Annotated in this window: 11 protein-coding genes; 2 read left to right on the top strand and 9 right to left on the bottom strand. The window is 69.5% G+C overall.

What is annotated here, in order from left to right; all coding sequences use genetic code 11:
- Positions 1-99: 99 nt before the first annotated feature.
- Positions 100-1818, bottom strand: a complete 1719-nt coding sequence (locus OO71_RS22755) for an acyl-CoA dehydrogenase family protein (protein ID WP_033291894.1) — start codon at positions 1816-1818, stop codon at positions 100-102.
- A gap of 271 nt (positions 1819-2089) precedes the next feature.
- On the opposite strand from OO71_RS22755, the gene OO71_RS46580 reads away from it, so the two are divergent.
- The gene (locus OO71_RS46580) at positions 2090-3571 is read left to right on the top strand and encodes a DEAD/DEAH box helicase (protein ID WP_051791998.1); all 1482 of its coding nucleotides are present in this window, start codon (positions 2090-2092) and stop codon (positions 3569-3571) included.
- 5 nt (positions 3572-3576) lie between these two features.
- Entirely contained in the window at positions 3577-3801 is a 225-nt protein-coding gene (locus tag OO71_RS22745) for a cold shock domain-containing protein (protein ID WP_033291893.1), read from the top strand.
- Here OO71_RS22745 and OO71_RS22740 read toward each other — a convergent pair whose 3' ends face one another.
- The 8 genes from OO71_RS22740 to OO71_RS22705 all read right to left on the bottom strand — a co-directional run bounded on the left by OO71_RS22740 (position 3802) and on the right by OO71_RS22705 (position 12890).
- Entirely contained in the window at positions 3802-4794 is a 993-nt protein-coding gene (locus tag OO71_RS22740; RefSeq protein WP_033291892.1) for a YdcF family protein, read from the bottom strand.
- Positions 4795-4818: 24 nt separating this feature from the next.
- Positions 4819-5703 carry an ABC transporter permease gene (locus OO71_RS22735; RefSeq protein WP_033291891.1) on the bottom strand — a complete coding sequence of 295 codons (885 nt, stop codon included), beginning with the start codon at positions 5701-5703 and terminating at the stop codon, positions 4819-4821.
- Positions 5690-6475, bottom strand: coding sequence for an ABC transporter ATP-binding protein (locus OO71_RS22730; protein ID WP_033291890.1), 786 nt, complete (start codon positions 6473-6475; stop codon positions 5690-5692). Before OO71_RS22730 ends, OO71_RS22735 begins: the two co-directional genes overlap by 14 nt.
- A 25-nt stretch (positions 6476-6500) precedes the next feature.
- Positions 6501-7556, bottom strand: coding sequence for an ABC transporter substrate-binding protein (locus OO71_RS22725; RefSeq protein WP_033291889.1), 1056 nt, complete (start codon positions 7554-7556; stop codon positions 6501-6503).
- Between the two features lie 114 nt (positions 7557-7670).
- Positions 7671-8696, bottom strand: a complete 1026-nt coding sequence (locus tag OO71_RS22720; protein ID WP_033291888.1) for an S-adenosylmethionine:tRNA ribosyltransferase-isomerase — start codon at positions 8694-8696, stop codon at positions 7671-7673.
- Complete coding sequence (locus tag OO71_RS22715; protein ID WP_033291887.1) at positions 8693-9367, bottom strand: SDR family NAD(P)-dependent oxidoreductase; 675 nt, start codon at positions 9365-9367, stop codon at positions 8693-8695. Before OO71_RS22715 ends, OO71_RS22720 begins: the two co-directional genes overlap by 4 nt.
- Before the next feature lie 43 nt (positions 9368-9410).
- Positions 9411-10784: a purine-cytosine permease family protein gene (locus OO71_RS22710; RefSeq protein ID WP_033291886.1), complete on the bottom strand. Its 1374-nt coding sequence runs from the start codon at positions 10782-10784 to the stop codon at positions 9411-9413.
- A gap of 141 nt (positions 10785-10925) precedes the next feature.
- Positions 10926-12890 (bottom strand): S53 family peptidase, encoded by a 1965-nt coding sequence (locus OO71_RS22705; protein ID WP_033291885.1) that lies wholly within the window; start codon positions 12888-12890, stop codon positions 10926-10928.
- Positions 12891-13840 lie beyond the last annotated feature (950 nt).

Here is a 13840-nt window from a genome sequence, read left to right as displayed (position 1 = left end):
ACCCAATGTGGCATTCGGTGCGTCACATGCACCCAATGTGGCATTCGGTGCGTCACATGCACCCAATGCCACATTGGGGTGCTTTCCGCCCAGGAACGGTCAGGGATTCATCTCGTAAGCACCCGAAAGGTCCCGCACCGTGGTCCACACCCGGGTGAAGCGCTCGTCGTCCACCACGGGCTTTCGCAGGGCGGCCAGGGCCAGCTCCTGCTGCTTCTCCGTCGAGCTCGGCTTCCCGTGCAAATCGACCGCCGCGAGGCTGAAGTCTTGCACCAGCACCGCGAACAGCTGGTCGATCACGTCGTCGGGTACGCCGGTCAGTTCGGCTTGCTCCAGGATCAGCTGGCCGTACACCACCAGCGTGAACAGCTCGGTGAGCGCGAGCCCGAAGTCGAGGTCCGCCTGTTGTGCCTCGTCCGGGGTGGCTTCCGCCAGCAGCCGTACCAGTATTCCGGCCTGTTCGGTGAACCGGGCGACGTTCGGGAGGTGCGCCGCGTTCGCGTAGGCCGGTTTCCAGTCGTGGAAACGGATCTTCGACAGGCCGCGCGCGGGGCCTTGGCGGAACAGGAAGTCGTCGTCGGAGGCGTCGTCGCGGGTCGGGACCGGTGGGTACTCCTGCGGCGCGAACAGGTACGCGGGCATGAACTTCGCGATCAGCGCGAGGTTCACCGCGACCGTACCCTCCAGCTTCGGCAGGCCGTCGATGTCGTTCTTCGCCATCGCGAGGTACGTGTCGGCCTCGAAACCCTTGGCCGCCACCACATCCGCGACCAGGCCGATCACTTTCTGTGCCTCGGTGGTCACCTTCATCTTGGTGATCGGGTTGTACAGCAGGTAGCGCCGGTCCTGCTGGTTCGCCGAGCGGAAGTAGTCGATCGCGCGGTCGGAGAACAGCTTCATCCCGGTCAGCCGCGCGTACGCCTCCACGAATTCCCGCCGCACGTGCGGGAAATCGGTTACCGGCTTGCCGTACAGGACCCGGTTGTGCGCGTGTGTGATCGCTTCGTACAGCGAATGCGTGGCCATGCCGATGCCGCCGAAGCACAGGTTGAACTTGCCGATGTTGACCGTGTTCAGCGCGGCACTGAACGCTTCCGCGCCGGTGTGCAGGAGGTCCTCGGCGCGCACCGGGTAGTCTTCGAGCCGGAATTCCGCGACATACATCTGCGACGGCACGATGTTCTTGACCACGTGGTAGTTCGGATGTTCCGAATCGGCATAGAAGAACACATATTGGTCCGGCCCGTCGATTCCTTCGATGCGGCCGAACACCGAGACCGTACGCGCGCAGTTCCCGTTGCCGATGTAGTACTTCGTGCCGTTCGCGCGGTAGCCGTCGCCGTCGGGGGTGAGCACCAGGTCGGACGAGTAGATGTCCGCGCCATGGTCCTTTTCGGACAGTCCGAACGCGCCGACGCCACCTGTGGCCAGCGCTTCCGCGGCACGTTTGCGCGCGGCGGCGTTGCCGCTCTGCCACACCGGGCCGAGGCCGAGCACGGTGACCTGGAAGGGGTACCAGTAGTTGAGCCCGTAGAAGCCGAGGATCTCCGCCAGCGCGGCGATCCGGCTCGTGTCCCAGCGCTTGTCCGGGTCGCCCGCGGAATCGGCGGCCGGGGTCAGGAAGGCAGCGAACAGGCCTTCCTTACCTGCGAATTCGAGGAAATCCGCGTAGAACTCGTGCGCGTGATAGGCCTCGGTGAGCCGGCGTTTGCCCCGCGACTCGAACCAGTCGATGGTCGCCTGCAGGAGCCGCCGCGTCTCCGGGTCGAACCGCCGCAGGTCAGGGTCCCGAGGGTTGAGCAGCGCCGTTTCACTCATCGCTTCTCCAGGTCAGCCGACGTTACCGATGGGTAACATTAGCACGGGTCCACACTGGACGTTCGGGTCACGGCGGTGGCCGTGCGGGCAATATCACGTAGCCGCCGGGATCTTGAACCGCTACACTCGGGCACGCGGTCCGCTCAGTTCTGCCTCGGGCCGCGTTTCACCGTTGTCGACGACCACGCGCCGCAGCCGCCCCGAGGCCGCGCCGGGCAGGACAACCACGCTACGTATGGAGACTTGGGACGCGACGCGTCCGCACATCATCATGACCACTTTCACCGAACTTGGCCTGCCCAAGGCCCTCGTCGACGCGCTCGCCGCACAGGGCGTCACCGCGCCGTTCCCCATCCAGGCCGCCACGCTGCCGCACACGCTCGCCGGCCGGGACGTGCTCGGCCGCGGCCGCACCGGCTCCGGCAAGACGTACGGCTTCGTGCTGCCCGTGCTCGCCCGGCTCGCCGCCGGGCCCACGCGCCGCCGTCCCGGCCGCCCGCGTGCGCTCATCCTCGCGCCCACCCGCGAGCTCGCCACCCAGATCGAGGCGGCCATCCTGCCGCTGGCGCGTCCGCTGGGCCTCAAGGCCACCACGATCTTCGGCGGCGTGAGCGCGAACCCGCAGATCACGAAGCTGCGCGACGGCGTCGACATCGTCGTCGCCTGCCCCGGCAGGCTGGCCGACCACATGCGGTCCGGCGAGGCGAAGCTGGACAAAATCGAGATCACCGTGCTCGACGAGGCCGACCACATGGCCGACCTCGGCTTCCTTCCCGAGGTCCGGCGCATCATGGCGGCCACCCCGGAACGCGGCCAGCGGCTGCTGTTCTCGGCGACCCTCGACGGCGGCGTCGACGTGCTGGTGAAGCGCTTCATGAACGACCCGATGCTGCACAGCGTCGATTCGGCCCAGTCGCCCGTCGAGAAGATGACGCACCACGTCCTGCACCTCGAGGAAACGCACCGGCTGCCGGTGCTGGTCGACCTCACCGCGGCGCCCGGCCGCACGCTGGTGTTCACCCGCACCAAGCACCGTGCGAAGGCGCTCACCCGCAAGCTGGTCGCGAACGGTGTCCCGGCGGTCGAACTGCACGGCAACCTCGGCCAGAACGCGCGCACCCGCAACCTCGAAGCGTTCTCCAGCGGCACCGCGAAAACCCTGGTGGCCACCGACATCGCGGCGCGCGGCATCCACGTCGACGACGTCACGCTCGTCATCCACGCCGACCCGCCGGTGGAGCACAAGGCGTACCTGCACCGGTCGGGCCGCACCGCCCGCGCGGGCGCGTCGGGCACCGTGATCACGCTGATGACCGACGACCAGGTCACCGACGTCCGCGCGCTCACCCGCAAGGCAGGCATCTCCCCCACCACCACGCGGATTTCGCCGGACCACCCGCTGCTCGCGGAACTCGCGCCGGGCGAGCGCACGTTCGGCGCTTCGCCGCGGCGGCCGGTGGTGGACACACGGCCGTCGAAGGTCACCGCCACCGGGGCTGCGCCGGGCACCGGACGTCGCCGGGGCGGTCGTCCCGCGCCGGACAACCGCGGCCGCGGCGGCCAGGCACGGAGGGACGGCGGCAACGGCAGCGCGGCGCGCCGGGAAGGCGGCCGTACCACCGAGCCACGGCGTGGTCAGGGCGACCGTCAGGCGCGCGGGGAGCACCGCTCCGGGCAGCCGGAACGCCGCTCCCAGAACGGAAACTCCCGCAACCCGGCCCGCGGCCGGGGACGTCGGCAGCCGGGCAGCTGAGCGGCGTGGAGTACCGCGGGAAAGTCGTCAGCTGGGAGGCCGAAGAGGGCTGGGGAGTGCTCGAAACCCCCACCCTCTACGAGCAGGTGTGGGCGCACTACTCGATGATCGAGTACGAGCAGCCCGGACGCTTCCGCGAGCTGGTGGCCGGCGCCGAGGTGCGGTTCACCGCCGAGCGCGCGGAGCAGGACGGCTACCACTGGCGCGCGATCCTGGTGCGCCCGGCCTGATCACTGGTCGTACCAGAAGAGCAGCAACGGTCCCGCGGCCAGCATCAGCAGGATCGCCGCGTTGGTTTTCCGGTACTGCAGCAGCAACGCCACGAACTCGCGCAGGAACGCGCTCGGCACGAAGTACGACGCCGTCTTCGCGCCGATCACGTTCAGCCGGAGCCCCAGCCGCCGGGCGAGGAGTGCCGTGCGGAACACGTGATAGTTGTTCGTCACGGCCAGAATCGGGCCCGCGAAACCACGGGCGCCGAGCAGCGCGACGCTGAACCGCAGGTTCTCGTCGGTGGTCGTCGCCCGGTCTTCCAGCACCACCTGGGAGTCCGGCACGCCCGCGGCTGCGAGGTACCGGGCCATCGCGGCGGCCTCCGAGGTCAGCTCGTCCGAGCCCTGTCCGCCGGACACCACGAGCAACGCACCCGGAGACCGCTGCTGCACCTGCACCGCCCGGTCGAGGCGGCTCGCGAGCAGCGGCGGTACGCGATCACCCAGCAGCCCGGAACCGAGCACGATCACCGCTCCGGCGCGGGCATGCCGGTTGACCTGGCTGTAGAGGATCGAGTACAGCAGCAGCGCGGTGAACAGGAACGCCAGGTAACCCGTCACGAGCAGCGCCATCATCGCGGTCACCAGCAGCAACGGCGAATCGTTGAACGCGAGCGCGGTCACCGCGAGCACGAACACGGCGAGCAGGCCGAGCCCGGCCAGGAGCGACAACAGGTTCGCGAGCCGATGCCCTTCCCGCCGCAGCATCACCACGCCGTTCGCGATCAAGGCCCACGGCAGCACGAGCGCGGCCAGCACGGCGGCGATCCCGACCAGCACGAGCACCGCGGTCTGCGCCCACTGCACCGCACGCAGCAACGACAGCAGCCACAGCCCGGTGAACCCCAGCGCGATCACAAACCACACCGCGTTGCCGAACCGCCGCGGCTCACGCGCGAACCGCACCACGAACACCAGCACGGACGCCAGCGCGAACACCCCGGGGATCATGGTGGAGCATTCTGTCGGGCGGGGTCAGAGCGACGTCGTGAGCCCCCGCGCGCGCAGCACCGACCGCTCCAGCGGACGGAACACAGCCAGCTCGATCGCCACCCCTACGAACAAGATCAGGAAGATCGCCGCGATCACCGTCGGCATCGAGTTGAACGACGAACCGTCGTTGAGATACGTACCGAGGCCGACCCCGAGACTCGGCGAGCGCGCGATCAGCTCGGCCGCCATCAGCGACCGCCACGAGAACGCCCAGCCTTGCTTGAGCCCGGCCAGGAACCCGGGCAGTGCGGCAGGCAACAGGATGTGCCGGGCCGCGGCGAGCCGTCCGGCACCCATCACCTTGCCGACTCGCGGCAGGATCGGCGGGATCTGGTCGATGCCCGCCACGAGGCCATTCGCGATCGACGGGACCGAACCGAGCAGCACCACGAAGTAGATCGCTGCGTCGTTGATGCCGAACCAGATCACCGCGGCGGGGACCCAGGCCACCGAAGGCAGGCTCTGCAACCCGCTGAGCAGCGGCCCGATCGCCGCACGCACCGGGCGGACCTTCGCGACCAGGATGCCCAGCGGCGTCCCGATCACGACCCCGGCGGCGAAGCCGAGCGCGGCGCGGTGCACCGACGTCCAGATGAACCCGAAGACCGAGCCGTCGGTGACGGTGCGCCAGAACTCGGCCCACACGTCGATCGGCGCGGGCAGGGTGGTTTCCGGCCAGAATGCGGCGGCCCAGAGCAGCTGCCAGACGACCACCAGCAGCACGAGCGCGCCGAGCGGCGGCAGGAACCCGCGCGTCAGCCGCCGGCGCAGGGACGCCGGCCGGGCGCCGGTGGGCGCGTCGAGCCGATCGAGTCCTGCGCCGACGGCGGCGTCGAGGTCCGGGGCCGCCTGCTCACGCTGCGGCATGGGTACTGATCACCTCTCGCAGGTCGCCCGTGATCTCTTCGGTGAGCTGTTCGGCGTCGGCAGACGAGACGTCGTGCCACTCGCGCACGACACGGCCGGGACGCGACGACAGCAGCACCACGCGCTGGCCGAGCCGGACCGCCTCGCGCACGTCGTGCGTCACGAACAGCACCGACGTGCCGGTGCTGCGCCACACGCGCAGCAGCTCGCCCTGCAGCACGTCGCGGGTGATCGCGTCGAGCGCGGCGAACGGCTCGTCCATCAGCAGCAGCGAGTTGCCGTCGTCGCCGCCGACGCGGTGGGTCGCCGCCAGCGCACGGGCCAGCGCGACCCGCTGCCGCATCCCGCCGGACAGCTCGTGCGGACGCTTGCGGCCCGCGCCGTTCAGCCGGACCAGGTCCAGCAGCTCGGCCGCCTTCTCCCGGCGTTCGCTGCGGCCGAACCCGGCCAGCCGCATCGGCAGTTCCACATTGCGGGACGCGGTGAGCCACGGCATCAGCGCGGCCTCCTGGAACATCACCGCGGGCCGCGACGTGGTGAGCGTGATCCGCCCGGCGGACGGCTCGTCGAGACCGGCCACCAGGTTCAGCAGCGTGCTCTTGCCGCAGCCGGACGCGCCGAGCAGGCAGACGAACTCCCCCGGCGCGACGGTGAGGTCGACGCCGTCGAGCGCGGTCACCGCGGCGCCGCCGGAGCCGAACACCTTGCCGACCCCGTCGAGGTGGACGGCGGCGGCAGTGGTGGCCAGTGGTCCGGGCAAGGTGGTGGTCATCTCGGATCGCCTTCCGTTCGGGACGTCACTTGGCCAGTTCGGGCGCTGCGATCGCGGGCAGCTGCTGAGCCTTGAGGACCTCGTTGAGCGGGCCGAAATCGGCGAATCCCTTGAGGTCCGCCACCGAATCGACCACGCCGGCAGTGACCGAGTCCTTCGCCAGCTGCGGGAACTGCGCGGGGACCGGGTCGGTGGTCAGCTCGATGTTCGAGAACGCGCGGTCGAGCACGGCCGGGCTCAACGCACTGCCGGACAGCTCCTTGAGCGCCCCGTTGACCACGGTCTTCGCCTCGGCCGGGTTCTGCTTGGCCCAGTCGATCGCCTGCAGCTCACCCTTCAGCAGCGCCTGCACGGTGCCCGGGTGCTGCTTGAGGAACTCGCTGCGCACGATCACCACGGTGGTCGGGAAACGTCCTTGCGGCCACAGCGATTTCTCGTCGACGAGCACCTTCGCGCCCGCGTCGTTCACCAGCCGGGACGACCACGGCTCGGGCAGCCAGCCGCCGTCGACGTCGCCCTTGCGGAAAGCGTCGAGCGTCTTCGGGTTGTCGGTGTTGGTGACGTTCACCTGGCCGGTGAGCTTGTGCTCGGAGAGGAACTTCTTGAGCGCGACGTCCTGGGTGTTGGCCAGCTGCGGCGTCGCGATGGTGCGGCCCTTGAGCTGGTCGACCGACGTGATCTCGGGCTTCACCACCAGCTGCGCGCCGCCGGACACCGCACCGGACACGAGCTGGATCGCGCCCTTGGACTTGGTGTAGGCGTTGATCGCCGGGCCGGAACCGATGAAGGCGACGTCGAGCGAACCGCCCAGCAGTGCATTCACCTCCGACGGACCGGCGTTGAACGTCTGCGTCGTCAGTTTCGTGCTGCCCAGGTTCTGGGCGAAGAAGTTCTTTTTGACCCCGATCAGCGCCGGGGTGTGGGTGACGTTCGGGAAGAAGCCGACGCGCACTTCGGCGGCGGCACCCTCGTTGGCCTTGGCCTCGGTGCGGTCCGCGCGGGAGCACCCGGCCAGCAGCCCCACCGTGGTCAGAGCGGCAAGCGCGGAAACAAGCAATCGGGTTCGCGGAAATGTACGCACAAATGGCCCTTTCGCGGTCAGGGGAACCGGGCGAGAATGCCACGGTCACCCACTGGACTGCATACGCATCCGCATCCCGGGAAATTGTGCGGGATTGCTTGACAACTGCGGGGCTTACCTGCTTGTCAGCATCGAGACATCTCCGAATTCGTGCCAGAGGTAACTGCGGTCCACAGCCGCGTCGTACGCGCGCTGCACGAGGTCCTCGCCCACCACCGCTTCGAGGAGCAGCAAATGCGACGCCTCGGGCGCGTGCAGGCCGGTGACCAGGCCGTCCACTACTCGGGCACGGCGATCCGGGCCCAGCACCAGCTCGGTCCAGCCCGCGGCGGCCGTGACGAGACCGCCGGGATTCACGGCCGATTCGAGCGCGCGTACCGCCGTGGTCCCCACCGCGAGGACGCGTCCACCTTGGTCGCGCACCCAGTTGACCAGCGCCGCAGTCGTTGCGGGCACGCGAAATCGCTCGGCGTACGGCGGTTCCCCGGCTTCCGGTGACGAGACGCCGGTGTGCAGCAGAATCGGCGCGAACAGGACCCCGCGCGAGACGAGTTTCGTGACCAGTTCCGGCGTGAACGGCCTTGCTGCACTGGGCATTTCCGCCGAACCCGGCTCGAGCGCGAACGCCGTCTGGTAGTCCGGCAGCGGCCACGCGCGCGGGACATAGCCGTAGCGAATCGGACGGCCGACCTGGGTGAGATAGCGCACAACGTCGCCCTCCACCTCGACCGTCGCCCGCCACAGCCGGCACGCGCCGTCGACATGCGGCGTGTGCAAGGTCACGGCCGCGCCCGCCGGAAGGCCGAGCCGTTCGCCCGGACGGCCGTCGAGGATCGGACCACCCGGCGCGCGCAATTCGACCACCCATGCGCCGTCGTCGAGTTCGGTGGAGAAATGAATTGTAACTACATTTCCGCCACGCACGGCATCGACGGCCGCGGGCAATGTCCCGGAAATGTTGATCACCAAAAGGTCGCCAGGATTCAGGAATTCGCCGAGCTCGCGGAATGTCGCGTGTTGTACCCCGTCCGGATCGGCGACGAGAAGGCGCACTTCGTCACGGGAGAGGCCGCGCGCCTCGGGCGGCGCGGAGGCGCTGCGGTCGTCGGCGAGGGCGAATCGGGTGTGCGGGCTGATCATGACCGCTCCAGCAGGTCCGCGGCGCGATACCGGCCGTTGGGCGGACGTTCGTCGAGCAGCCGCAGGAACGCGGGTACGGCGGTCTCCGGCAGCGGCCGGTCCGAGATGTCCTCCCCGGGGAAGGCGGCCTGATGCATCGCCGTACGGAGGTCTCCCGGGTCGACCGCGTACACGCTGAGCTGCGGATTCTCCGCGCCGAACACTGCGGTTACCTGGTCCAATGCGGCCTTCGCCGAGCCGTAGCCGCCCCAGCCTTCATACGGCTCCACGGCGGCGTCGGAGCTGATGTTGACCAGCACCCCGCGGGTATCGGTGAGCGCGGGCAGGAGCAGCCGGGCGAGCGCGAGCGGCGCGAAAACGTTCGTGCGGAAGACGGCTTCGAGCTCTTCCGGCGGGTACTCGGCCAGCGGCGGCAACGGGCTGACGCCGAGGGTGCTGGCGTTGTTCACCAGCAGGTCGAGGCTGGGTCCGGCGGCCTCGGCGAGCCGAGCGCGGTGTGCGGGATCGGTGACGTCGCCGGGAACCGCGGTGAACCCGAGGTCCGCGGCGGCGGCCCGCAGCGGCCCGGCGTTCCGCCCGGTGCCCAGCACTGTCCATTCGCGACTGACGAGGGCCGCGGCGAGCGCCCGGCCAAGACCGGCAGACGCACCGGTGACGACGGCGACTGGCATGGTTCCCTCCCGAAGTAGGTACCGCCAGCGTGCGACCTCTACCTTACTGGAGGTCAACCGGGCGGCGGCCACGCAGCAGCAGATACGCCACGAGCGAAACCACGAACCCGGCGTAGTAGGCCAGATCCGCTCCGTGCAGGGCGGCGGCGACCGGTCCGGTGTAGACAGTGGTGTTCATGAACGGGACCGCAGCCGCGAACCCGGCCACGAACGCGACCAGCGCGGCCCAGCTGCGCACCGGCCGCTGCAGGTCGGCGAGCACGTCGACCTCCCGGCCACCGCGCGTGCGACGCAGCCAGTCCGGCACCACGACGCCGAGGAACGGCGGGATCCAGTAGCTCACGAACAACAGGACGTTCTGGAATTTCGCGGCCAGGTCACCGCTGTGCATCCAGAGAATCAGCGCGAACGCCAGCACGGTCACGACCACCGCAGACACCGGGCGGCGCACCCGCACGCCGACGGTCTGCAACGCGAGCGACCCGCTGTAGTCGTTCATGGCGTTCGAGGACACCACAGCCAGTGCGATCACCACCAACGCCAGCGCGCCGAGCACGCCCCCGCCGAGCAGCGTCGACACCCCGGCCGCGGTCTGGTCGCCCAGCGCAGTGCCGAGCGCAAGCCCGATGCCCTCGCCGAGGGCGTACGACGCGACGAGGCCGAGGAGGGTGAACCAGAAGACGCGGCTGGGCCGGGTGGAGGCAGGCAGGTAACGGCTGAAATCCGCAGCGTAAGGCGCCCACGAGATCGCGAGACTGAGCGTGATGGTGGAGAAAAGCACGACGGCACCGCCGAACTCACCACCGCGGGCAGAGTCGGTGAACGTGATCGGATGATCGAGGACGACCTTCACCGCGAGCGCCACGAACGCCACCACGAGCACCACGCTCATCACGGCCTGTACCCGGTGGATCACCGCGTACCCGAACACCCCGAGCGTGCACTGCAACACCAGCACCACGAGCACCGCAGCCCAGAACGGCAGCCCGGTGAGCGCCGCGAGCGCCTCCCCGCCGAACAGCCCGACGAGCGCGTCCCAGGCAATCGACCCGAGCCACTGCACCAGCCCCGGCAACACCACCCCCGGCCCGAACGGCAACCTCGCGAGCGGCAGCTGCCCGGTACCGGTGCGCGGCCCCCAGGTGGACAACCAGGCAACCGGCAGCGACCCGACCACGGTCCCGATCAGCGCAACGACGAACCCGGTGGTGAACCCGAGCCCGAGCGTGGCCCCGAGAGTCCCGGTGAACACGGCGGTCATGGTGAGATTCGGCGCAAACCAGACCCCGGCAAGCCGCCAGGGCCGCCCGAACCGGTTCTCGCGAGGAATCGGCGTGATCCCATGCGTCTCGACCGCAAGATCCCCGTCCCCGGACGGCATCCGCCCCCCGAACACCTCCGCGTCGATCCCGCTCATGCGCCGTCCTTCTCACTTGGTGACAAGTGAGTCTGGGCCTGCCGGCGGAACCACGCCAACCCCTCTGTGTCGTCCGCCACCCGCCGTCCGTGAAGGGAACCATCACGGAATCAGATTCCGTGATGGTTCCCTTCACGGACCTCAGACGAGCAACAGGAACGCCAACCCGTTCGGTGACCCGAGCCCGGTCACATCGTCATACCCCTTGGTCGTGTGAATCGTCAGATTCGGATAGTCCAGCACCCGGGCCGACGTGATCGTCCCCGCCGAAGCATCCGTCCGGTTCGCGAAGTCCACCCGCTCCACCGCGCCGTCCACATGCCGGACGTCGTAGATCGCCGACGTCCGCGAGGTCAGCTGGTAGATCGCCGGGTTGATGAAGCCGTGGTGGAAGTGGTCGAGGCTGTCGGCCACCGCCATCACGCCCGCGAACACCGGCGACGCGAGGCTCGTGCCGCCGATCCGGTACTGGTCGTAGTAGACGCCGTCCGGGAAGGTCTGCGTCTGGCCGACCAGGAAACCGGTGTTCGGGTCGGCGACCGCGGAGATGTCCGGGACCACGCGGCCCTTGCCGCCGCCGGTCTGGTTCTTCGTGGACAGCGCGTCCGGCACGACGCCCTTCTGGTAGAACGGCTGCGCGAACAACCGGCTCGTACCGCCACCCGCACCGCCGTTGAAGGCGCCCGGGAACGCTGGGTCGTAGACGCCGTTCTTGAGCGTCGACTTGCCGGTTTCCCAGCCGGTCTCGAAGATCCGCTTGCCGTCCTTGCCGACCGCCAGCGACGTGCCGCCCACCGCGGTCACCCACGGCGCCGACGCCGAGAAGTCCGGCGACGGCGTACCCAGCCGCGCGACCTCGTCCCCGCTGTCACCGGACGAGAAGTACACGCCGATGCCCTGGAGCACGGCCTGGAGCGAAATCCGGTTGAACACCTTCACCTCGGCGGCCGGGATGTCCTCGCCGGTGTCGCCGTAGGAGTTCGAGATGATGTCCGCCTTGTGGCCCGCGACCACGTAGTTGAGCGCGGTGTCCAGCGACATGTCCTCGCAGTCCTGCCCGCCGACGTAGAGGATGTTCGCCCCCGGCGCGAGCCCGTGCGCGGCCTCGACGTCGAGGGTTTCCTCGCCGTACCAGCCCGAAGCGTCACACTGGTCCGGCGGCTCCAGCTTCTGGTTCGGCGGGAAGATGTGCTGCGAGAACTGCGCCTTTGTGAGCGGGTGCGCCGGGTCGTTGCGCTTGGCGTACTCGGACGCGTCGGCGTAGATGGTCGGCGAGGCGAACGCGTCGATGATGGCGATCGTGGTGCCGCTGCCGTCCGCACCGGCCTGGTCCACGCCGTACGCCGAACGCAGCTGCGCAGGCGTGTAACCGCACGGCGCGTACGGGAGCTGCTGGCCGTTGTACGCCGGGTCCGTGGTGTCGGTCTTCTCGCCGTAATACGCGCTGCACGGCCCGGAATTGCGGAACCCGTCACTCGGCGGGGCGGTATTCGGACGCTGGGCCTGCTTCGCCGTCGCGGGCGTGTCGGCGCCGTCCGTGTGGTCGGGCTTGAAGAGGTTGGTCGCCTGGTCGACGCCGACCACGCCGAGCACCGCGCCGGAGAGCGACGCAGGTACGGACAGGTCCTTGTCCGCGGCCCGCAGCGCTTGACCGCCGACGTGGTACTTGCCGAGCGAGACGGCGAACGCGCGCTGCACCTGGTCCGCGGTACCGCTCGCCTCGACGTACGCCCGGTTCGACGGCACCTCCCCGATGCCGAAACCGCTTGTGGTGAGCCAGTTCTTCACCGCGGACACAGTCTGCGCCGACGGACCGAACCGATCGAGCACCTGATCCGGCGAAAGGTAATGCCGGTAATCACGGCTCCTCGGGTCGGACACCGCCTGCGCCGCGGCCTCGGCCCCGGCCTGGTCTTTGAGGTTCAGGTAAACACGAAAGTCCACAGTGGACGATTTGGCCGTGTCGGCCACCTTCGCCGCGGGGTTGGCCCACGACGGATGCGATCCCGGAATATCCGCTCGCCCCTGCGCCGACGCGACCGCAGGCGAAGCAGCCAGGCTGCCTGCCGCCGCCAGCGAGAGGAACACGGTGACACTTCTACGCACAGGCAACTCCCTCGTATTCAGCGGCCTCCAGCCGACCCGACGCCCGAACGAGACTAGGTCCGGCCCGTACCGCGACGGAAGCGTCCAGCCGGCCGGTGCGGAACCGTTATCTGGAACCCCCTTGCGGCACAAGGGACTCCGGAGAACAAAGTCCGGTTCGTCCGCAGTGTCGCGAGTGGAATGCTGCGGTATCAGAGAAAAGTCCGGTTCGCCGGAGACGTCCAGAGCACGCCACCGGTTCCGGCACCACCTACGAAGGTCGGGCGGTGTTTGCCGGGGCGACCCGGCTGCCACCTTCGCGGGCAATCGGCCGGGTCGGGCACGATGGTCACAGTTCCGCGCAAGCGCTACCCACCCCAGTCTCTGCGGCGCGCCTTCACCCCGACGCTGCCGCAGCGCTGTCGCCGGGTGCCCTTCCCGTGTTTTGCGCGCGCCTTCACCCCGACTCCGCCGCCCAGCATCCTTCCACCGGTTGGCGGTGCAGTCCCCCACTCCGCCGCCGCTCCCCCGTTTGCGGCGCACCCCTTCACCCCACCACGACCACCCAACGCCCCTCCAATTTGCGGCGCGCCCGCTCACCCCACCGCGATCACCCAAAGCCCTCCAATTTGCGGCGCACCCGTTTACCCCACCGCGACCACCCAACACCCCTCCCCACTTGCAGCGCGCCCACCCACCGTCACCCGGCACACCCCTCCCCACCCTTGCGCGCGCCCCCAACACCACCGCCCAACGCCCCACCCGATTTGCAGCACGCCCACTCACCGTCACCCAGCACCCCTCCCCACCCTTGCGCGCGCCCCCAACGCCACCGCCCAACGCCCACCCGATTTGCAGCACGCCCGCTCGCCGTCACCCGGCACACCTCCCCGCGCTTGCGCGCCCCAACGCCACCGCCCGGCGCCCTCCCCGGCACCGCGGCCCCACCCCCCGCCCACCCTGTCCCTGCC

This window comes from Amycolatopsis jejuensis, assembly GCF_000717335.1.
Lineage (GTDB): Bacteria > Actinomycetota > Actinomycetes > Mycobacteriales > Pseudonocardiaceae > Amycolatopsis > Amycolatopsis jejuensis.
This window is presented reverse-complemented; position numbering and strand designations above follow the sequence as displayed.